The 20,132-nt window shown below is 68.3% G+C and carries 17 protein-coding genes, 1 other RNA gene and 1 pseudogene; 10 read left to right on the top strand and 9 right to left on the bottom strand.

Features of this window, described 5'->3' with window-relative positions; all coding sequences use genetic code 11:
- Window positions 1-82: 82 nt before the first annotated feature.
- The gene (locus ACQEVG_RS18340; protein ID WP_432984558.1) at window positions 83-2,401 is read right to left on the bottom strand and encodes an ATP/GTP-binding protein; all 2,319 of its coding nucleotides are present in this window, start codon (window positions 2,399-2,401) and stop codon (window positions 83-85) included.
- A gap of 20 nt (window positions 2,402-2,421) precedes the next feature.
- Here ACQEVG_RS18340 and ACQEVG_RS18345 point away from each other — a divergent pair, with 20 nt between their 5' ends.
- Window positions 2,422-2,970 carry a hypothetical protein gene (locus tag ACQEVG_RS18345; protein WP_432984561.1) on the top strand — a complete coding sequence of 183 codons (549 nt, stop codon included), beginning with the start codon at window positions 2,422-2,424 and terminating at the stop codon, window positions 2,968-2,970.
- Window positions 2,971-3,303: 333 nt separating this feature from the next.
- Here the strand turns inward: ACQEVG_RS18345 and ACQEVG_RS18350 are convergent, their stop codons facing one another.
- Window positions 3,304-3,441, bottom strand: coding sequence for a hypothetical protein (locus ACQEVG_RS18350; RefSeq protein ID WP_432984564.1), 138 nt, complete (start codon window positions 3,439-3,441; stop codon window positions 3,304-3,306).
- Between the two features lie 697 nt (window positions 3,442-4,138).
- Here ACQEVG_RS18350 and ACQEVG_RS18355 point away from each other — a divergent pair.
- A complete protein-coding gene (locus ACQEVG_RS18355) occupies window positions 4,139-4,726 on the top strand; it encodes an RICIN domain-containing protein (protein ID WP_432984567.1) in 588 nt (195 codons plus the stop codon).
- A gap of 794 nt (window positions 4,727-5,520) precedes the next feature.
- On the opposite strand, the gene ACQEVG_RS18360 is transcribed toward ACQEVG_RS18355, so the two are convergent.
- On the bottom strand, window positions 5,521-6,498 hold the full coding sequence (locus ACQEVG_RS18360; RefSeq protein ID WP_432984570.1) for a GlxA family transcriptional regulator: 978 nt from the start codon (window positions 6,496-6,498) through the stop codon (window positions 5,521-5,523).
- 125 nt (window positions 6,499-6,623) lie between these two features.
- On the opposite strand from ACQEVG_RS18360, the gene ACQEVG_RS18365 reads away from it, so the two are divergent.
- Entirely contained in the window at window positions 6,624-6,947 is a 324-nt protein-coding gene (locus ACQEVG_RS18365; protein ID WP_432984573.1) for a putative quinol monooxygenase, read from the top strand.
- Window positions 6,948-8,073: 1,126 nt separating this feature from the next.
- Here the strand turns inward: ACQEVG_RS18365 and ACQEVG_RS18370 are convergent.
- The 3 genes from ACQEVG_RS18370 to ACQEVG_RS18380 form a co-directional block, all read right to left on the bottom strand.
- Window positions 8,074-8,445 (bottom strand): hypothetical protein, encoded by a 372-nt coding sequence (locus tag ACQEVG_RS18370; RefSeq protein WP_432984576.1) that lies wholly within the window; start codon window positions 8,443-8,445, stop codon window positions 8,074-8,076.
- Window positions 8,446-8,453: 8 nt separating this feature from the next.
- On the bottom strand, window positions 8,454-8,678 hold the full coding sequence (locus ACQEVG_RS18375; protein WP_432984579.1) for a hypothetical protein: 225 nt from the start codon (window positions 8,676-8,678) through the stop codon (window positions 8,454-8,456).
- A 377-nt stretch (window positions 8,679-9,055) separates the two neighbouring features.
- Window positions 9,056-9,187, bottom strand: a complete 132-nt coding sequence (locus ACQEVG_RS18380; RefSeq protein ID WP_432984582.1) for a hypothetical protein — start codon at window positions 9,185-9,187, stop codon at window positions 9,056-9,058.
- A gap of 65 nt (window positions 9,188-9,252) precedes the next feature.
- Here ACQEVG_RS18380 and ACQEVG_RS18385 point away from each other — a divergent pair, with 65 nt between their 5' ends.
- On the top strand, window positions 9,253-10,287 hold the full coding sequence (locus ACQEVG_RS18385) for an ATP-dependent DNA ligase (RefSeq protein ID WP_432984585.1): 1,035 nt from the start codon (window positions 9,253-9,255) through the stop codon (window positions 10,285-10,287).
- A gap of 208 nt (window positions 10,288-10,495) precedes the next feature.
- Here the strand turns inward: ACQEVG_RS18385 and ACQEVG_RS18390 are convergent, their stop codons facing one another.
- The gene (locus ACQEVG_RS18390; protein ID WP_432984588.1) at window positions 10,496-11,068 is read right to left on the bottom strand and encodes a hypothetical protein; all 573 of its coding nucleotides are present in this window, start codon (window positions 11,066-11,068) and stop codon (window positions 10,496-10,498) included.
- Window positions 11,059-11,823 carry an IS4 family transposase gene (locus ACQEVG_RS18395; RefSeq protein WP_432984591.1) on the bottom strand — a complete coding sequence of 255 codons (765 nt, stop codon included), beginning with the start codon at window positions 11,821-11,823 and terminating at the stop codon, window positions 11,059-11,061. The genes ACQEVG_RS18390 and ACQEVG_RS18395 overlap by 10 nt, the downstream gene beginning before the upstream one ends.
- Window positions 11,824-12,017: 194 nt before the next feature.
- On the opposite strand from ACQEVG_RS18395, the pseudogene ACQEVG_RS18400 reads away from it, so the two are divergent.
- From ACQEVG_RS18400 to ACQEVG_RS18420, 5 genes and pseudogenes are all read left to right on the top strand, one after another.
- Window positions 12,018-12,287: pseudogene (locus tag ACQEVG_RS18400) on the top strand (PHP domain-containing protein); the annotation flags it as partial.
- Between the two features lie 708 nt (window positions 12,288-12,995).
- The gene (locus tag ACQEVG_RS18405; RefSeq protein ID WP_432984594.1) at window positions 12,996-15,056 is read left to right on the top strand and encodes an FG-GAP-like repeat-containing protein; all 2,061 of its coding nucleotides are present in this window, start codon (window positions 12,996-12,998) and stop codon (window positions 15,054-15,056) included.
- 547 nt (window positions 15,057-15,603) lie between these two features.
- Window positions 15,604-16,551: an IS30 family transposase gene (locus tag ACQEVG_RS18410; protein WP_432984597.1), complete on the top strand. Its 948-nt coding sequence runs from the start codon at window positions 15,604-15,606 to the stop codon at window positions 16,549-16,551.
- Between the two features lie 752 nt (window positions 16,552-17,303).
- Window positions 17,304-18,536 carry an IS110 family transposase gene (locus ACQEVG_RS18415; RefSeq protein ID WP_432985477.1) on the top strand — a complete coding sequence of 411 codons (1,233 nt, stop codon included), beginning with the start codon at window positions 17,304-17,306 and terminating at the stop codon, window positions 18,534-18,536.
- Window positions 18,537-18,851: 315 nt separating this feature from the next.
- Window positions 18,852-19,457, top strand: coding sequence for a hypothetical protein (locus ACQEVG_RS18420; RefSeq protein ID WP_432985480.1), 606 nt, complete (start codon window positions 18,852-18,854; stop codon window positions 19,455-19,457).
- A 36-nt stretch (window positions 19,458-19,493) separates the two neighbouring features.
- Here ACQEVG_RS18420 and ACQEVG_RS18425 read toward each other — a convergent pair whose 3' ends face one another.
- Window positions 19,494-19,727 (bottom strand): hypothetical protein, encoded by a 234-nt coding sequence (locus ACQEVG_RS18425; RefSeq protein WP_432984600.1) that lies wholly within the window; start codon window positions 19,725-19,727, stop codon window positions 19,494-19,496.
- Window positions 19,728-19,734: 7 nt separating this feature from the next.
- On the opposite strand from ACQEVG_RS18425, the gene rnpB reads away from it, so the two are divergent.
- An RNA gene (gene rnpB / locus ACQEVG_RS18430) (RNase P RNA component class A) lies at window positions 19,735-20,131 on the top strand.
- The last annotated feature ends 1 nt before the right edge of the window (window position 20,132 follow it).

The following is a 20,132-nucleotide window of genomic DNA, read 5'->3' on the forward strand; positions in this document are numbered from 1 at the left end:
CCTGATCGCGTCGCATCCAGATGCCGGCGCACCTCGCAGGAACGGCGGCCGATTCCACTGGAAACGGCCGCCGACTGCATTCTCAGCGCGCGTTGCCCAGGTACTCGCGCCGTTCGGTGACCAGCGTGCGCCAGCGGCTGCGGGGGGGCTGCTCGCCGTCCAGCCACCGCGCCGCGGAAGCGCCTCCGAGAGAGCGGTCGGCCATGAAGTGGGCGATGTCGACGTAGTAGGTGTAGTTGCCGGATTGGGTCAGCTCGCGCAGTCGGGAGATAGAGGCTTCCAGTTCGGCGTGTGCGTCCAGTACGGCGTGGTGGAAGCACATGGCCAGCTCCAGGGTGGTTTCCACGGAGGCCAAGCCGGAGACGCTGATCTCGGTGCGTAGGTGCGCTGCGCGGTCCTCGAGGTCCCCGCTCGTTCCGGCGTCGCGTACGAGGGCGGCGATCTCGGCGTTGATGCGCGACGCGCGGATGTTGACTCTGGACAGAAGCTGTTCTGCCAGTTCAAGTTCGTCCGCCTCGTCGGGATGGATGAAGGCGAGGGCAAGGGCACGCATCGACTGAGAGGTGGCCGCCTCGCCGGCTATCGAGTGCTGCTCCGCTTCGATGCGCGCGGCCTGATAGGCGGCAGCCGCTCGCGCCATCTCTCCTTGCACCCACCACACTTCGCCCAGGACACGTTGGTGGCGGCCCTCCCAGCCGAGGGTCTGGGCAGCTTCGATGGCGGTAGGGAAGTCCCCGAGGAGGGGGCTGAGGTGGGCAAGTCCACGCTCGGCGGCCGGTGCCATCCGACCGCCACCGGCAATGACCTGCTCCATGCCGCGGCGTGACTCCTCGGTGCGCCCGAGATCGCGCTGGGCTTTGGCCAGGTAATAGATGGCCATCTCGTGCAGGTCGGTGGGGAGCAGGCCCGTGCCGGCGACTGCGGCGAGTCGGGCGGCGGTGTGTTCCCGGTGCTCGTGCTGCCGTCGGGCGAGCGTGCTGAGCAGCTCGACCAGGGCGTCGGCCGCTGTCTCCAGCGTGCTGGCCGACTCGGGCCGGGTGGGTGGGGCGAGAGGCTCCCACACGGAGTCGCTCACGTAGCTCCACCCCGCCTCCGCCAGCCACCCCAGGCCGAGCCTAAAGTCGCGGGCGAGCAGCAGGCCTTGGCGTAGGCAGCTGACGAGCAGCATCCGGTTTCGCCCGGTATCGGTGGTCCACTGCTCGCCGAGTGCGGCGAGGGCACGTTCGGCGGCCTGGTGCCAGTCGCGCGGGGACCAGCGGTCATCGGCCTGGTCGTCGGCGTTGCGAACGGTGGAGCGGATCAGGCCGTGCAAGTGGTAGGGCCACAGCCCGAAGGCGTTTTCGCGTACGAAGGGCCGCTCGATCAGCCGCATCGCGGACGCTTCGTGCAGCATGCCCGCGGCGCGGGTCGCCAGAGCGAGGTCGAAGGCGTCCAGCAGAGCGACCGATCGCAGGACGTGCCGCTCCTCGGGGGTGAGATCGGACAGGGTGCGGGCGATCAGGGCGCCGAAGTCATGGTCGAAGTCGGCTGGGACCGGCTCGCGGCCCGTACGGCGGGTCTCCAGGAATCGCATCACCGACAGGTCGAGGTAGAGCGGCAGGCCGTGGGAGCGGTCGGTGATGACCTGGCGGATCTCAGCGTTGATGAGGGGCTGGCCCTCGCGGGCGAGCCGGCGGGCGAGGTAGTCGTCGCAGTCCTCGGGGGAGAAGTCCCCAACCAGCACCTGCCTGCCGTCGATCCGCGCGGCCCCGGTCGCCGCAGTACGGGCGTTCGGCACGACGGCGGAGGCGGCCAAACCAGGCCAGGCCGCCGGTCCGGTGTAGTCGAGCCGGCCCTGCAACGCAGGCTCGGCCCACTGCAGCCGGGAGCGGCCGGTGACGATGAAGAACGCGTTGGGCATCAGCCACACCACCCGCTGGATGAGGCGCTCCAGGTCACGGTGGGTCCGGTCGCCGACGTCCTCGAAGGTGTCCAGCAGGATCACCGGCGTCACGCGCTTGTCCGCAGGGAGCTGGGCAAGCTCCCACGCCAGCAAGTGCGGATAGAAGGACAGCGCCTCCAGATCGGGCTCGGCCTCCAGCAGATCGGCGAGCCTCGCACACCCCGAGAGCGCGCGGACAGTCTGCCGCCGCTCCCGCAGCGCCCTCGTGAGGGAGCCGGCCACCGAACCAACCGCCGAGCCAACGCTGCCCGGCAGCAGCAGTGCCTGGGCCACGTCCGCGAGAGCGGCCTGCATCTGCTGCGGCATCGCCTTACCGAACCGGCCGACCAGGCCGCCGCGGCGAAGGTACTCCTCCAGCGACTCCCCAGGGTGCTGCTGCTCCCAGTAGCGCCTTAGCGCCAGGTCGAAGGCTGGCAGCGGGCGGCCGAGTTGCGCGAGCGCGGCCCGGATCGTCAGCACGAGCTGCTCGAAATCCGTGTGTGCGGAGCGGGCCAGTCGATGCGTACGGGCAGGATCCGCTCGCCGCTCCAGGTGGGTTCGCCCCACTGGGCGGGCCGGTGCTCGGCGGTGCGGGACGGGTGACCCTGTCCCGCACCGGCGGCGGCGCCGGCTTCGGCACGTACGCGCTGCTCTACACCACCCGGCTGGTGCCCGGCGGGGGAGTGGAGGCGATCATCGCCGCCTCCCGCCCCGAGGACACCGACCCGGCCTGGGCGCTCCAACACCCCCGGCCGTACGGGCCGCAGGCCAGCGAGAAGCGGCCGCTGATGCGGTGGGCCGCCGCCTTGGACGAGCAGCTCAAGGCCGACAGCGCAGCCGACTACCGCGTGCGCCTGGCCGTCGACCTGGTCCGCATCGGCCACAACACGCGGACCAACCCGCCGCCCGGTTCGGTCGATCTCCCGCTCGCCACCTGGGAGATGACTACCGAGCCACATCGAGCTCGTCAGCAGGAAGTGACCGCCGGATACGCCGGCCACACCGCCGCCCGGATGGGCCGCCTGGTCGCCGCCGCGAAGGGAGAATGACCAGGCCTATCCGCCGGAGCAAGGACAGTTACCCTGCCGACTGGCTGGCGATCTCGGTCAGGGGCCCGGGAGGGTGCTGCCCGCGGCCGGGGTGGTGACCCGTCGTTCTACTTGCGTCGCAGGTGAAAGGTCATTCGCCATTAGATAGCCGGTCGGTCGCCCGGATCGAGGCCGTGTTCGACCTCGGCGTAAGGCCGAAGGGAACTGAGCAAGGACCACACTGCGCATGGCGGAACGATCGAGGTGTACGGCGGGGCTATAAAGACCCCCGTAGCTCGCTGCCAGGGCTGCGGAGCCCTGTGCACAAAGCGGAGCGTGATCGCGGCCTGAGGGTCACTGCCGCAGCTCGGGCCACTCATCCGGGCCGCCGCCGCGCCACTCGACCAGCTCCGGATCGTCGATCGCTGCCTCGGTTTCGGACATCCCGGCGCGGCGAAGGAACTCGATGACGTCTTGCTGGTGGTACGCCACGCCCACAGGTTCACCGGCGATCGTGAAATCGCCAGTCGTTCGTCCGGCTCACCCAGACCACAGGAGGTGTGCCAAGAGGGAGGGTTGGTGGTGCCAGGCGTGCACGGCATCTCGGACAGTGGCGTCGAAATCGGCCAGGGACAGTGCGACGGCGTTCGCGGTGGGGCGGGATCCGCAGGCCATTCCTGGGTTGAGTCCGGCGCATTCCCGTAAGGGCCACGCACGTCTGGGGGACAAGTGCCGTAATGGTTTTGGGAGCCAGGTCGATCAATGCCTGGTTCTGGTGCGGCGCGGTGGCCCGGCCCGGATTCGGCTGGATAAGCCCCTTCGCATGACCGTATTCCGCACGTGCTATGCCCCCGCCGCCATGACCGTGGTCGCCGCGAGATGGAGGAACGTCACGGTAGTGACGGAAACGGCGCAAGATGTGTCGCATCTGCTGCTGCCTTGACTCGACCTGTGGTCCATACGCTGAAGCACAGCCAGTCACGAGGGAGTCCCCACGTTACAACGCGTCCTACGACTCGGGAAGGAGCTGCGCACGTTCGGCGTCTTTGGCTACATCCCCTTGACGTCTGCGACATCTTTCGGAGAGTCCTAGGGGCCCTTGAGGGGTCCTTAGGTACCGCGCGAGCCCTCCGGATAGGAATGAATGGTCTTCCTTCGTGCTCAATTCATCTAACTAAGGATCAAAAATATGGCAGAGCTGGATGTGAGGGTTCCGCAACGCTTGTCGCGACGAATCCTCGGGCTCTTCAGTGTCATCATGGCTCCCGCCCTGTCCATGACCCTGCTGTCCACCCCCGCCCATGCTGTAGATCGACTACTTTACGTGGGAGCGGTCTACGAGATACACCCTTCCTACGAGGGCGACTACGTCCTCGATGTTCGCGGGGAATCCCGCAGCAGCGGAGCCGGTGTCTACGCATACCGGGACAACAACCAAGCCAACCAGCGCTGGGAAGTGGCCAGCGCTGAACTCGACGACCAACTGCGTTGGGTCTATACCTTCCGTAACCTCAACAGTGGACTATTCCTCGACGTCCGCAACGGAGATCGGGACGCTGATCTGATTCAGTGGCGTCAAGGGACGGGCCGGAACCAGCAGTTCTATGCAATCGAGGGTTCAATTGGGGGAGGTGGCGGGGTTATCCTGCAGAGTCGCTCTGAGTTTCAGTACGTCACCTATCAGGGTAATGGTAGTCGGCTGGTGGTGCGCGACGGATCTGTGCTGACCATGGCGCCTCAGCTGTTCCGCTTCGAGCTTGTGCGCTTCAAAGCTTGAGCGGTGCACTTCGAGTAGGAGCGGCTTTCCCCATCAATGGGTAATGCGCGCTGCCGGGTCGAATTCGCTCTTCCCATCTGTCGGGGCTCGTGCCTAAACGGCCCAGGGAATGCTGAATCGTGATTACAGAAAAAATCGACTCGTCTGGGTGGGCCGGCTTTCTTCTACGTGAGGCACTGGGAGCCACCGCTGGTATCGGTGGCTCCCATGTGCGTGTTTTGCGCCTGTCCCTCATGATCCCGTCCCTGGCCTTGGCACCGTACGTGATGACCGGACGGGGCTGCTCACGGTGGACGGGGCAAGTCGTGCGCGTACCGCTGCGTCCAACAACCGCGCGATCGCCTCAAAAAGGATGCCGTGGGCGGAGACCGGCATTTCTGCCGCGCAGGAAGAAGAGGACTGCCCGCTTTGGGCCAAGGCGGCCGGTGGGCGGGCCTTGGCGTACCCGAAGGCTGGTCCTATTTGGCCGCTCCGTTCACCGGGACAGCGGGAAGTCCAGGTCGAGGGTCTGTGGGCCAGTCAGCTCAGCATGCCCTGTGGCCCTGAGGCGCTTGTTGGACCAGCGGATCGATCGGAGCCTGGTAGCCACGGTGGAGGGCTCCGGTGGCATCGAAGATCTGACCGGCCGCACCCGCCCGGAGCGGGAAGTGTCGTCGATCGAGTCGGCCTCGGCCGACATCGCCCCGCTGACCGTCAGTACCTTGGCCCCGCCGTCTGCTCTGGGGGACTACAAGTGCACGCGGCGGTCGACCAGTTCTGCCATGCCGCCAGCACAACGAAGCTGTGGATCTGGGCTACGAACCGGTCGGCCCGGCTCCGCTACGCAGGCGGCCGGGGGTGGTGCCCAGGCGCTGACGCAGCAGTGTGGTGAGTGAGGAGGCGTTCTCGTATCCGACGCGGCGGGCGACGGTGTCGGTAGGGAGGTCCGTGGTGCGCAGCAGGTGGGCTGCTTGTTCGAGCCGGATGCTCTGGGCGAACCGCAGTGGTGAGACGCCCAGCGCCTTGTCCACGGCGCGCTGAAGGGTCCGTTCGCTTGCCCCGACTGCCCGTGCCGCTTCGGCCATCCGCAGGGGCTGGTCGATGTGCGCGCGCACCCAGCTCTCGAAGGCGCTGACGGTCGCATCGGTGCGGGCGAGGTGACTGGGAATGGCATAACCGGCCTGGGTGGGGCGGTGGTCGACCACGAGGTAGCGAGCCGTAAGGTCCGCGAGCGCCGGGCTGGCCTGGCGTACTAGGTCAAGGGCGAGATCGAGGTGCGCCATGGCGGCCCCGGCCGTGGTAACACCCGCGTCATGGGCGAGCATGTGGCTTTCTTCCAGGGCGACTTGGGGGTACGCCTGCCGGAAGGCCGGGGCCAGCCACCAGCTGGTCGTGGCGGCGAGCCCGTCCAGCACCCCCGCATCTGCGAGGAGGAACGTACTGGTGCATGCTGCGGCCAGGGGGACGCCCTCGGCCCGGGCCCGCCGGACCGCCTCGCGTTCAGGTCCGCGTTCCGGGGCGGCCACCCATTCCAGCAGGGGTGCGGGCTGTTTGGGGCCGGCTCCGGGCACGATGAGGAGATCGGGCTGCGGGGCGCCCCCAGCAGCCTGGGCCTCGATCACATGCCCGGAAGCTGTACGGACGGCACCCCGCCCGCTGACGCGGGTCAACTCCCAGCGCGGTGGGGGGTGGGGCAGTTCCTCCCGCAGCTCATTGGCCATCTGCAGGACGTCGAAGACCGTGGCCAGCCCGGAATCGAAGAGGTCGTCCATCACCAGTACCGAAATCCTCATGTCGCAAACGGTAAAGCATTGGGCGCATCCGCCACTGACTGGCGCCTCAAGGCAGCCCATACGGTGATCACATCGCACAACGGCGCGCCACGACACCGCACTTACCACGCACCGAGGAGCACTCCATGACCAACGCCCTTGTCCCCGACACCACCCGCATCGGCCTGCTCGCCCGTATCGAGGCCAAGCCGGAGTACGTCCGCGAGGTCGAGGAACTGCTCACCGGAGCCCTTGCCCTGGCCCGGGGAGAGGCTGGCACCACCCTGTGGTTCGCGCTGCGCCTTGGCCCCACAACGTTCGGCATCTTCGACGCCTTCGGTACCGAGGAGGACCGCACCGCGCACCTTCAGGGTCAGATCGCGGCGGCACTCATGGACAACGCCCCCAAGCTGCTTGCCCAGGCCCCCGAGATCCTGCCCGTCGACGTCTTGGCAGCGAAGCTCTCCTAACCGGCCCGCAACCCTGAACACCCGCCGCACCGAGCGATAGTGCCTTGACGGCGGATCAGGATCCCGTGAGTCGCAGCGCGGTCCTACTTTATGAGATGAGCCGAGTGCGGGAGACTGTCACTCTGTGGGATGGCCCGGGGGTGAGATTCCCCCGGGCCATCCCACCGTTATGGAAGAGTCGTTGGAGATCGTCAACCGCGTAGATCGACCGGTGTGGATGTAGCGCGTGCGTGGCCGCAGCAGACCACACCGCGCGCGAGGGCGCCGTCACCGGCCGAAGCGTCGCGGCCGACCTCGACGTCGGCTTGCAACTACTCTCGGCAGTTGCGGTCGCCCCGTCGTAACGGCGACGTCAATCAGAGCTTCGCATTTCGTCGCCTCCCGGCCCAGGCCGAGGGGGTCGGGCGCCGCAGGGCCGGGATCTGCCCTGCCAGCGTGCGGTTGCCAGCCTTTCTGGACCGATCCGCGCGCGATCCCCGACACGACGTGGGACGAACTCTTCGCCGCGATGACGCACGTACCTGCGCAACGCGCGCTGAGAATGCAGTCGGCGGCCGCTTCCGGTGGAAACGGCCGCCGTTCCTGCGAGGTGTGCCGGCGTCTGGATGCGACGTGATCAGGTGGGATTGAGCGGGGTGATGCCCGTTCCCGCGTACAACTCGGGTTCCAGCGAAAGGACCGTGAGCGGCTCACCCGACTTGACCGCCTGCCAGGCGATCGCAGCTGAGTTCGGCCTCGGTGCCTCGATCGACGACTGCGCCCCCGTCCAGGGCGGCGCCGACCTCGATGGCGAACACCGGTCCTACCCACACCGCTTCCGCATCACCACCGCGGGCCGACAGCCGTCGCCGTCGCCACCTGACGCACCCGGACCGCCCAGCTCCCCAATTCGCTCCACGGCATCCCGGCTCCAGCCTGGGACCAATGCGATCCTGGACGGTGCTGCCCGGCGCGCGCCCGACCTCGAAGCCGGCCCGCCGGGCAGCACCAATTGTCTGCTCCGGCTGAATCTGCCGGGGAGTCAGGGGAGGCATTGGCCGCCGGCGAGGTTGCGGCACCCGGGCGGTCTCTCGCTCGCCGGGGTCTGGCCGCGGCCCGGGCTGCTTCTTCAGTGCCGTGGGGCGGGTCAGTTGGCCCAGGCGCGCAGCTGGGCGGCTACCTCGCGCAGGGTGAGGGTGCCGTTTCGAAGGCCTGTAACCAGTCGGCTCATGCCTCCGGTGGGTGGCTTGACGGGCTGGCCGGACTCACGCAGGTAGCGGATGGCGAGGGCGCAACCGACAAGACCGTTGTAGTCGGTCAGCGGCGCGCTGGCGACGAACATCTGCAGCAGGACCGCGGCGCGGACCGGGGTTTCGACGTAGAAGGGTTCGCCGGCGTGCAGTTCGTACGCGTGGCGGTACACGGCGGCGGCGAGGGCGCCCCAGTCGTCGATGCCGACTTCGCGCCCGGTGTTGTCCTCGAACTGCTGGAGGGATTCCTCGATCCAGCGGGCATCCACGCGGAGAATCAACGCTTGCCCGCCTCGAAGGTCTCCTCGAACTCACCGAGCAGCTCGGTCATGTCGTCGACCAGTCCGGACACGAAGGCGTCGCACTGCGGGTCGACCTCGCTCTCGACGATGCCGGAGACGTACGCCTGGATGGTGACGCCGCGGCGCTTGGCCCGTGCGGTGAGGAGCTCGTGCGTGCGGGCCCCGACCCGGACGTTCAGCTGTTTCTTCTCGGTCTCCATACCCGCAGCCTAGCAATTGCTAGCACATTGGGGGAGGGGTTCGCATGCCCCTGGGGTCCAGGACCACGTCGATCACTTCGCGTCCTCGATTCGCTGGGCGCGGGCGCGCGCGCTCTGGGCGCCGCTGCGTGCTTCGCGGGCCTTGCGGACGGCATCCGAGACGCCACGCCGCGCCTGGTCCAGTGCGCTGCGTCCCTGGCGTTTCTGTTCCTGGGCGGCTTTCACCTCCTGGGTCAGGGCGGCGATCCGCTCCTCTGCCTCCCGGAGCTGCTTCTCGGCGTGGTGCTGCGCTGCTTCGGCTTGCCGGAGCTCGTCCTCCCGCTCGCGAGCCTGCTGCCCGGCCCTCTTGCTCGCCCACGCGGACAGCGTCGGGCGCCTCAGCGTGCCAATCCGCCTGGCCAGGTCCCGGTCTCCGGCTTTGCGGCAGCAGCCACATGCTGACTGCGGGCGTCGATGAAGTCCTCGGGCGCCAGCCCGTACAACTCGTCCGCGATGCTCTCCAGATCCACAGCTCACCCAGCCCTTCAATCCGACAGAGACGAGTTTGCAGTCTTTGCCCGGGTAATTCCCTTACATGAGTCTTGCTCCTCCGGTGGAGCCGATGCTGGCCCGAGCGGTGCCGCGTCTGCCGGGGCCCGCAGCCCTGCCGGGCGGCACGGTGCTGGAGCCGAAGTACGACGGGTTCCGGCTGCTGGTGTTCGCCGGCGCCGATGGCGAAGTGTTCTTGCAGTCCCGCAACGGACGTGATCTCACGGGAGCCTTCCCTGAGATCGCTGACGCCGCCGCGGCGCTGGGCGAGGACGTTGTCATCGACGGCGAGGCCGTGATCTGCACGGGCGGCAGGCTCGACTTCTCCGCGCTGCAGCAGCGGATGAACCGCCGTCCGCGAACGGTCGCGCTGCTGGCGCGTGAGCAGCCGGCCCATCTGGTCGCGTTCGACCTGCTGCAGCACGCCGGCACCGAGCTTCTCACCTGGTCCTACGCCGAGCGCCGCGCCGCACTGGAGTCGCTGTTCCAAGGCCACGGCCTTCAGGCTCCGTGGGCGCTCACACCGTCGACGACCGATCGCGCCCTGGCCGAGGAGTGCTGGCGGCTGACGGAGTGGACCGCGGTCGGGGTGGAGGGCCTGGTCATCAAGGGCCTCGAACAGACCTATCAGCCCGGCCGGCGCGGCTGGCTGAAGTACCGCACCCGCAACACCGCTGAAGCGGTCATCGGCGCGGTCACAGGCAGCGTCATCCGGCCGGAGACCGTTCTGCTCGGCCGCTACAGCACCGACGGGCACTTCCTCCTGGTCGCCCGGAGCACGCCGCTGGCGCCGCGGCTTCGTGCGGAGCTCGGCGGCGGCCTGCTCACCCCCGCAGGGGCCGACCATCCCTGGCATGACGTGCACTTCACGTCGCACTGGGGCAGCCGCGAACCGCTCGCCTTCAGCCCCGGCGCGCCCCAGCTCGTGGCCGAGTTCCACGGCGACACCGCTGTCGATCGCGGCCGCTGGCGCCACCCCGTCAATCTCCACCGGCTCCGTATCGACCTCACCCCCGACGACGTCCCGCCCTATGGCGCAAAACGGCCCTCCGTCGACCCGGACCGGCCGGCAGCGGAATGACGCCCGGCTGCCTCAACGTCGCTTGCCAGTGCTTTGCCCGTCCGTGGGGTCTCACGTGCGTCACGGTCGCCGCAGGGGGCATCACGCGTTACTCGTCTCGAACAGAGGTTCGAAAGCACTTTCCGGTGTAATTCGCACGAAAATAGACAGGTGGGGTCAGTGGTGTTCGGAGGCGCGGCAGGGCGGGTTTTACCCCAAGACCGGGAAGTTAGGGTCTGGCGCTGGTCAGGAGCGTGACGTTGGTGGTCACGTGTGCTTTGTGTCCGACGCTGCCGGCCGTCTTGTTGTAGGCGTAGGGCGACAGGGTGCGCTTGACACACCGCGGGCTGGTGCGGGAGCGACGCCGTGCGGGTGCGAGGTTGCGGGTGTGGGTCAGGATGGCGGCCAGGCGGGCCGGCGGTCCGGTGGCGTCGGCGGTGATCACACTGTGGCGGGCGGTTCTCAGGGCGATGGTGAATGACAGCCGGTCGGGGTCGATGCCGGTGGCGGTGGCCGCGTGGGTGATGGCCATGCGGGTGATCTGGAAGACGGCCAGCAGCGCGTAGAGCTCCTGCTCAACACCCTCGACTGTGTGTGAGCGCAGGACGCGATCGGGGCCGCGCAGGGTCACTTTCAGCCCGAAGTAGGCGGTCTCGATCTCCCAGCGCTGGTGGTAGAGGGCAGCCAGCTCGCAGGCCGGGTGCGTGTGGGGGTCCAGCAGGGTGGTGACCAGGCGCACGGTGCTGGTGCGGGTGGTGCCGTCCGCCGCGGTGACGGTGATCTGGTAGCTGATCACGCGCATGGTGATCGACGTGAGGGCGGTGGGGTGATGCGGCCGCGGTGCAGCCATCGGGCGAGCCGGTCGCCGGATCGGCGGTCTGTGATCAGGGTGAGGTGGGTGCCGTCCGGCAGTGGGTGGATGACCGGCAGCAGGCGTCCGGCCTGCACGCGCCAGAGCAAATCGGTGCCGGTGGCTGCGGCATCCCGGATCGCTTCGAAACCGTCGTATCCGCGGTCGGCCAGCAGCAGCATCCCTGGCTTCAAGGCGGGCAGCAGGTCGTGGGCCTGCGGGAGTTCCTTGTGCCGCAACGGCCCGAAGACTGCATCGATCACTGCACGGGTGCCGCATTCGACCAGGGCTGTCAGCCGCACCTGCGGGTAGCCGGCCGGGCGCGTGGTGCGGACGCCATGCCGGGTGAAATGGGCGACGTTCGCGGGGCTGTCAGCGACTTCCAGGCAAGTGCCGTCCCAGGCCACCAGCCGCAACCCCCGCCAGAACACTCCGAGCGTGTCGGCCGTGCCGAGGGGCCCGCGCAGCCGGTCGAACAGCAGGGCCAACGGGGCTGTCCCCAGCCGGCGCCTGGCCTGCCGCAACGCGGCCGTAGACGGATCGGGCACCGATGGGCCCGGCAGTCCGGCGGTCAGTGCCGCCCACACGCCGCGATACCCACAGTCCGTGAACAGCGCCATGGCCAGCAGGAAGTAGACCACCACCCGGGCCGGCAACAGCCGCACCCGACGCTCCCTGCGGCCCGCCGTCTCAATGACTTCGTCCACCAACGACGGCGGCACCCACCGCGTCAGCACCCCTAGTTGACCCGGCATCCACACCCGTGACCGGTCCGCAACCACGCCGGCGGTGGCACACTGAACAGACAACGGAGCCCCCTCGAACCGTGACCTCGACACTCACAGTTCGCGCCGGGCTCCGTTCCCACGTCAACCAGCAAGACCGCCCTAACTTCCCGGTCTTGGGTTTTACCCACGTGCACGTGGCGTCCGGTTACTCCGCCCGGGACGAGGCCTCCCACCCCGAGGACCTGGTCGTGCGGGCGGCCGAGCGCGGCATGAGCGCGCTGGCGCTGACCGACCGCGACACCGTCACCGGCGCGGTGCGCTTCGCCAAGGCCGCCATAGAGCACGGCATCCGCCCCGTCTTCGGCATCGACCTGGCCGTCGCCCCCCTTGCTGCCGTGCGTGCGCAGCGCCGCCGCACCCCGGTACGCGGTGGCGCCCACGTGTCGGCGTACAAGTGAACGTGCTCAGCCACGTACGAGCGAACGTGCTCAGTTCCTGATGCTGTGACTGCTGATCAGCGAGGTGCTGTGACGGTTTTCCGGGGTGCCGTCTGCGCTGGATCGCGGCCAGTCGGTGAGCGGTTGCGGGTGAGAGTGTGGGCGGGCTGTTTGTCGGGTGAGGCGGGCGTCGTCGTCTTCGGGGGTGAGGGTTCGGTGGGGTCGAGGCCGGGCTGAGCGGCGGCGTCGCGGACGTGGAGACGGGTGGCGACCTCCGTCAGCAGGGCGACCGCTGGATCAGTACCTCGCTGGTGGCGGGCAGGGCCTCGTAGTCCCGCGCGAGCCGGCGTCTCGATTCCCCCAATGCCACCGTCGGCCCGCACCGGCGAAATCCTCCGGTGCCTTGATACGGGTGCTACCAGCAACGGCACGGCCGCATGCGGTCCTGCACACTCGCCGCCGTGACAGCCACAACCAGCAGCAGGCCACGGACAGTCCTCAGCCAGGTCCTCGGCAGACTGCTCGCACTGGTCTTATCGGGTGCTCTCGGCTCGCGTTGGACGGGTGTGGGGCAGGGGGGCGGTGCCGGGTTGGCAAGCTCGGGATGCCGCCTTCGCCACGAAGGGCGTGTCGGGCGTGGCAGGGAAACGGAGAGACGACGATGTCAGAGCCTGTGACCGGGACAGTGCAGTGACAAAAGCTACACGCGGCACATTGACTCTGATTGTGGCCCTGATGATGACGGGGCTGGCCCTGGGGTTGTTCCCTCAAGCCGGGACGGCATGGGCCGCGGCCCCGAGCTTCGCACCCCATGTCGAGTACCCCACGGGGGCCGGGCCGGAGTGGGTGGCTGCGGGTGATCTGGACGGTGACGGGGACCTGGACCTGACCACCGCCAACTTCAACGCGGACACGGTGTCGGTGCTGCTGGGCAACGGGGACGGCACCTTCGCACCCCAGGTCGCCTACCCCGCCGGAGACGAGCCGCGGTCGGTGGCTGTGGGTGATCTGGACGGTGACGGCGACCTGGACCTCACCGCCGCCAGCATCGGCGCGGACACGGTGTCGGTGCTGCTGGGCAACGGGGACGGCACCTTCGCACCCCAGGTCGCCTACCCCGCCGGGGACGGGCCGTTCTCGGTGGCTGTGGGTGATCTGGACGGTGACGGCGACCTGGACCTGACCGCCGCCAACCGCTTCGCGGACACGGTGTCGGTGCTGCTGGGCAACGGGGACGGCACCTTCGCACCCCAGGTCGCCTACCCCACCGGGAGCGGGCCGTTCTCGGTGGCTGTGGGTGATCTGGACGGTGACGGGGACCTGGACCTGACCATCGCCAACTTCGACGCGGACACGGTGTCGGTGCTGCCGGGCAACGGGGACGGCACCTTCGCACCCCAGGTCGCCTACCCCGCCGGAGACGCGCCGCAGTGGGTCGCTGTGGGTGATCTGGACGGTGACGGCAACCTGGACCTGACCACCGCCAACCGCAACGCGAACACGGTGTCGGTGCTGCCGGGCAACGGGGACGGCACCCTGGCGCCCCCGGTCGCCTACCCCGCCGGAGACGGGCCCCGGTCGGTGGCTGTGGGTGATCTGGACGGTGACGGCAACCTGGACCTGACCACCGCCAACTTCGGCACGGACACGGTGTCGGTGCTGCCGGGCAACGGGGACGGCACCTTCGCACCCCAGGTCGCCTACCCCGCCGGGGACGGGCCGATCTCGGTGGCTGTGGGTGATCTGGACGGTGACGGCAACCTGGACCTGACCAGCGCCAACACCGGCGGATCGGTGTCGGTCTTCCTCACCACGACCGGCCCTGCCGCACCGGTGATCACCACACCTGCCGACGGCAGCACCATCAACGACAGCACTCCGGACTTCGCCGGGACCGGTGAGGCCAGGACGACGGTGACGCTGACGGATGCGGGCAGCCCGGTCTGCACCGCGACGGTCGACGCGGCCGGCAACTGGTCTTGCACCCCCACCACCGCCCTGACAGACGGTCAACGCACCATCACCCCCACCGCCACCGACGCGGCGGGGAACACCACCCAGGGCGAGCCGATTACGATCACCATCGACACGACCGGCCCTGCCGCACCGGTGATCACCACACCTGCCGACGGCAGCACCATCAACGACAGCACTCCGGACTTCGCCGGGACCGGTGAGGCCAGGACGACGGTGACGCTGACGGATGCGGGCAGCCCGGTCTGCACCGCGACGGTCGACGCGGCCGGCAACTGGTCTTGCACCCCCACCACCGCCCTGACAGACGGTCAACGCACCATCACCCCCACCGCCACCGACGCGGCGGGGAACACCACCCAGGGCGAGCCGATTACGATCACCATCGACACGACCGGCCCTGCCGCACCGGTGATCACCACACCTGCCGACGGCAACACCATCAGGCGGTGCAGCGAGCACGGGCACGAGGCCGGCAACCGGACAGGACGAGGCGGCTGCGGGTTGGCATTCACTGGTACTGGTGGAGCTGGCGACACCATCACCATCACCGAAGGCAAGAGGCAGATCTGTTCGGCCACTGTGAACGATGCCGGGAGTTGGAGATGCACGGGGCGAACAGCGAGGACTAGCGGTAAGCACACCTTCATCGCCATCGCCACCGACCCGACCGGGGCCATCACCCAGAGCGAACCAGTGACCGTGACCATCAAACGACGGCACCGTCCTCACGAGGAGGGGCCACACGGGTTCCGCGAAACAACAGCCCCGGGTTTCCTGGAAAGGGGCAGCCCGAAGTAGCAAGCGGCACTTCTGAGCGTCGATGGGCGGGGCACCGAGGCTTACCCCGCCCATCCACGCACGACGGCGGCGGGTCGCCCCCAGGGCCCAAATCGTAATCATGGCACTCAGCACCGTACGAACTGAGCACGTTCATCCGTACGTGGCTGAGCACCTTCACATGTACTCCGACACCACGTGCTGGAGCGGCCGCTGCGCATCGTGCTGCTCGCCGAGAACAGGGCCGGCTGGGCGCGGCTGTGCCGCCTGACAGTGAGGATGTCCGTGAGCGTTCCCTGGCGGGGTCTGACCCACCGCCTGACTGACTCAGGGTCCTCTTGTTGGTGGCGAGGCGGGGACGTAAGCGCAGGCTGGAGCTCGAAGCCGAGAACTGGCGCCTTCTTGGGGCCGGGTGGGCAGTGTCGAGGCGTGCAGGCGACTGGGGATCGGACGGAAAACGGGCTACCGGTGGCGGGCGGAGAACGGCGGCCTGAAACCCGACTATCTGCCAGAGACATCCCGGTCAGGCCGGTACCTGTCGCTGTTGGAACGCCGCAGGATCGCCTCATTGCGCGAACGCGGTCTGACGATCCGGGAGATAGCGGGCCTGCTCGGACGTGCACCGTCGACTGTGAGCCGGGAGTTGCGGCGCAACATCCGCCCACATGACTACGGCAGATATGACGCCGACCTGGCTCACCACCGCTGCCGCGAACGGGCCGGACGTCCCAGACGCGCCAAGCTGGCCACGGATCCCGAGCTGAAAGTGGAGGTTCAGTCCAAGCTCGATCTGGAGTGGAGTCCGGAGCAGATCGCCGCCCATCTGAGGGCCCGCTGGCCCGAGCACCCCGATCGGCACCTTTGCCACGAGACCATCTACCGAGCCCTCTACCAAGGCGTCAAGGGTGGCCTGAGCAGGACCTTGACAAGGAAACTCCGCACTGGCCGGCCGCTACGAAAGAAGCGCCGCCGCGCTGACCAGCGCATGCCCAGATTTGTCGCACCCGCCGTCCTCATCGAGCGCCGACCAGCGATCATCGAGCTGCGCGAGCGTCTCGGCGACTGGGAAGGCGACCTCGTCGTGGGCGCCCGCAGCCAGTCCGCCGTCGCCGCCCTCGTCGACCGCCGCACCCGCTATCTCCGCCTGGTCCCCCTGCCTGAGGGACACTCCGCCGGCCAGCTGCGTGATGCCCTCATCGCCAGCCTCAGCAATCTGCCGGAGCAGGCCCGCCGGAGTCTCACCTGGGACCAAGGCTCCGAGATGGCCCGCCATCATGAACTCGCGCACTACTTCACCGACGGGATCTTCTTCGCCCGCCCCGGCAGTCCCTGGGAGCGGGGGACGAACGAAAACACCAACGGCCTGATCCGGCAGTACCTGCCCAAGCGCACGAACCTGTCCCTCCACACCGCTGACGACCTCCGCGCCATCGAGCACCGGCTGAACAACCGGCCCCGCAAGACACTGAGTTGGCAGACCCCAGCTCAAGCATTCGCCGCAGCTCTGGCACTCTGAGCCTGCAACGTTGCGACGACCATGCGAATCCGCCCCGGGTGATCGGCCGCATTCCCGAACCGGTGAGCGACACAATCACACGACGGTGCAACCGAGTTGAACTTTACCGGCGGGAGCACGTACAACTGCGGCAACAGGGTCTCCTGGATCTCGGTTGGCTTCGCAACCCCGAGCTACCAAGAGGCCCTAATCCGTTGCTAAGGGCGTTCCGAGGAAGCGGTTGGTTCCCGGGATGTTCGAGTGCCGGACCGTGACACCTCGTGGCTGCCGGGCGGGCAACGCCTCGCTTTAGACAGCGTGCACGGTCCTGGTGCTCATGGTGGTGGCGGTCACGTGAGCGCCGTACGGATGCCCCAAGAGGCCCTGGCGTGTGATGCCTCAAGGCAGAGCGGCGACATGCGGTGCAGCGTGGCCGCCACCCCTGTCGACGGCTGTTGGTGCTCGTCGGCACTGGACGGACACCTGTGCAGGTCTGGGCCTTGATGCCTCCAGCCAGAGCGGCGCCGTCCAGAGCCGTCGAGCGTCAACACCCGCCGCTTGATCACTCGTTGGCTTGGTGGTGCGAGCCCGCCGCACGGTGACCTCTTGATACGCCCGAGCCGTCCGAGCTCCCGCGCAGACCGAGGCCCGTGGGGTGCGCTGGTGCCACGAACGGCTAGTGAGGTGGAGGCACATCCGCAAGACGGCTGATGCCTGGGATTAGGTCGCTCGCGTGGCCCGCATACGCTCGTGACCAGCGCAAACACCTACGCATCGGGGAGGGAACTACCTTGATCTACTGCGGAATCGACTGGGCGGAACGAACCCACGACGTCGCCCTGGTCGACGATGCCGGGGCGCTGGTGGCCAAGCGGCACATCACCGACGACGCGGCCGGCTACAAACTGCTGCTGGAGTTGCTTGCCGAGCACGGCGACACCGAGGAGAACCCGATCCCCGTGGCGATCGAGACCTCGCGCGGCCTGCTGGTTGCCGTGTTGCGCACCGGGAAGCGGAAGGTGTTCGCGATCAACCCACTGGCCGCCGCCCGCTACCGCGACCGGCACTCCGTCTCGCGCAAGAAGTCCGATCCCGGCGACGCACTCGTGCTCGCGAACGTCCTGCGCACCGACATGCACGCCCACCGGCCGCTGCCGGGCGACTCCGACCTCGGCCGCGCCATCGCTGTTCTGGCCCGCGCCCAGCAGGACGCGCTGTGGAACCGGCAGCAGATCGCCAACCAGTTACGCTCCCTGCTGCGCGAGTACTACCCGGCCGCCCTGGAAGCTTTCGCCACGTGGACCAACGGCTTGTGCCGCCCCGAGGCCCGCGAACTTCTCAAGGCCGCACCGACTCCCTCTCGGGCCGCGCGGCTGACCCGCACCCAGCTCCAGGCCGCCCTCAAGCGAGCTTGCCGCAAGCGCGGCATCGAGGCGGAGGCCGACCGCGTCCGCGACGTCTTCCGCGCCGCGTGGGCCCACCAGCCGCCGCTGGTCGAGGAGGCGTTCGGAAAGCAGATGCTCGCCCTCCTCATCCAACTGGAAGCCGCCTGCACCGCAGACGACCAGCTCGCCGAGGCGGTGGAAGAGGCGTTCCCTGAGCACCCGGACGCCGAGATCCTGCTGAGCTTCCCCGGGCTCGGCATCCAGCTCGCCGCCCGGATCCTGGCTGAAATCGGGGACGACCGCACCCGCTTCGCCGACGCCCGCGGCCTGAAGGCATACGCCGGCTCTTCACCCATCACCAGGGCCTCCGGCAAGAAGTCGGCCATCACACGGCGGTGGGTGAAGAACGACCGGCTCAACCATGCCGGCTACCTATGGGCCTTCGCCTCACTCCGACCATCCGCCGGAGCCAACGCCCACTACCGGCGACGACGCGAGCACGCCGCCGCCCAGCGCAACCTCTTCAACCGCATGATCGGCCAGCTCTACCACTGCCTACAGCACCGCAAGCTGTTCGACGAACACACGGCATTCCCCACCAAACTCGCCGCCGCAGCTTGACGCGCTGGCATCGTGAGGTGTCTGCCTTCATGCCCGCAGCCGGCGGCAACCACCCGATCGGGACTCCCGTTCGACGCGCACCCCTCAAGATCGGAACGACAACAGCTACTGAGCCCCGAGCAGTGGAGGCACCTGAAGTGCGGCGATGTGATCACCATGTACGAAGCCCGACCTGTTGCCGGAACGGCCACCTTGATCGAGGTCCTGCCGCCGCGCGCCTGAGCTCATCTCGCGTCAGGCGGGCTCCGGCTGAAGCCAGGTGATCTTCGAAAACTGTCCGAGCCCAGATGGCGCGGCCAGTACTGTTCCAACGTGATGCAGCCGGATGGGATGAAGCTGGGTATCAAAGCAGCGCGCCTTCTCGCCGTTGCGGACTGCTGCGAGATAGCGCCGGGGCTGAGCGAGATCGAGTTCCAGTGTATTGAGCAGGAGTACGGCATCGAGTTTGCCGACGACCACCGGGCTTTCCTGGCGTCGGGCTTGCCGGTCAGTCAGCCGCCCGAAGAGGGGGACACGTGGGAGAACCCGTGGCCGGACTGGCGCAACGGCGACCCCAAAGGACTCCGAGAGAGGCTTGAGTGGCCCGTGGAGGGCATTGCCCTGTCGGTCCGACGCGGCTACTGGCATCCGAGCTGGGGACAACGGCCGGAGGATGCCGACGAGGTCCTTCAGCAAGCTCAGGCGCTGCTTGCTCGGGTCCCCAAGCTCGTTCCCATCTACGGGCATCGGTTCCTGCCCGCCGGCCATGGCTCCCACGGTCACCCGGTTCTCTCAGTGTGGGGCACCGACATCATCTGTTACGGCACTGACCTAGTCGACTACGTCAACCACGAGTTCGACGATTTCGACGACCACACCCCCGACGACTGGCGCCCGCAGGCGACCGTCTCGTTCTGGCGGGACTTCCTTCCCAAGACTTGATCTCGCGGCGGCAACCGTCCCGAATGGGCGGTCGACTCACAACGGGCCTGCCGCGGTTGGTGGGGCTTCGGGCTCGGCGCTGCTTCGTCCGGCGTTCCGGCGGAAGTCGGGCATGCCCAGGCTGACGGTGGACGGTTGCGCTGCACGCTCGAGCATGACCTCCAGCTTCTGCGCTGCGGCGAGCATGGTGGTCTCGATGGCGGCGACCTTGCCAAGCCAGCCCTGCTCCCGGGCCTCCTGGAGGCGGTCGCCCGAAGTACTGTGGGGCAATGCTCTCCGAAGTGCGCGTGGAGATCCTTGCGGATCTCCCCGAGAACGTGTCCGGGCTCCACAGGGCAGGGTGGTGGCTAACGGCCACCCGGGGTGACCCGCGGGACAGTTGCCACAGAAACACAAACCGCCGGGGACTTCGGTCCTCGGTAAGGGTGAAACGGCGTGTAAGGGACCACCAGTGCCCAGGGTGACCTGGGCAGCTAGGTAAACCCCACCCGGAGCAAGGTCAAGAGGAGCCGCTGCCAAAGGCGGCTCTGCGCGGACGTTCGAGGGCTGCCCGCCCGAGTCCGCGGGTAGACCGCACGCGACCGGCGGCAATGCCGGTCCCAGATGGATGGCCGTCACCCCAGAGGCCGCGAGGTGCTGGAGCGCAGAACCCGGCGTACAGCCCGACTCGTCTGC

Origin of the sequence: Streptomyces sp. CA-135486 (assembly GCF_050936555.1) — a bacterium.
Taxonomy (GTDB): Bacteria; Actinomycetota; Actinomycetes; order Streptomycetales; family Streptomycetaceae; genus Streptomyces.

What these genes read in the sequence shown, in the direction of transcription:
- ACQEVG_RS18355 (WP_432984567.1), top strand. Translation starts at nt 4,139, where the DNA reads ATGGCAGAGCTGGATGTGAGGGTTCCGCAACGCTTGTCGCGACGAATC.
- ACQEVG_RS18360 (WP_432984570.1), bottom strand. Translation starts at nt 6,498, where the DNA reads ATGAGGATTTCGGTACTGGTGATGGACGACCTCTTCGATTCCGGGCTG.
- ACQEVG_RS18365 (WP_432984573.1), top strand. Translation starts at nt 6,624, where the DNA reads ATGACCAACGCCCTTGTCCCCGACACCACCCGCATCGGCCTGCTCGCC.
- ACQEVG_RS18375 (WP_432984579.1), bottom strand. Translation starts at nt 8,678, where the DNA reads ATGGAGACCGAGAAGAAACAGCTGAACGTCCGGGTCGGGGCCCGCACG.
- ACQEVG_RS18385 (WP_432984585.1), top strand. Translation starts at nt 9,253, where the DNA reads ATGAGTCTTGCTCCTCCGGTGGAGCCGATGCTGGCCCGAGCGGTGCCG.
- ACQEVG_RS18390 (WP_432984588.1), bottom strand. Translation starts at nt 11,068, where the DNA reads ATGCGCGTGATCAGCTACCAGATCACCGTCACCGCGGCGGACGGCACC.
- ACQEVG_RS18420 (WP_432985480.1), top strand. Translation starts at nt 18,852, where the DNA reads ATGCAGCCGGATGGGATGAAGCTGGGTATCAAAGCAGCGCGCCTTCTC.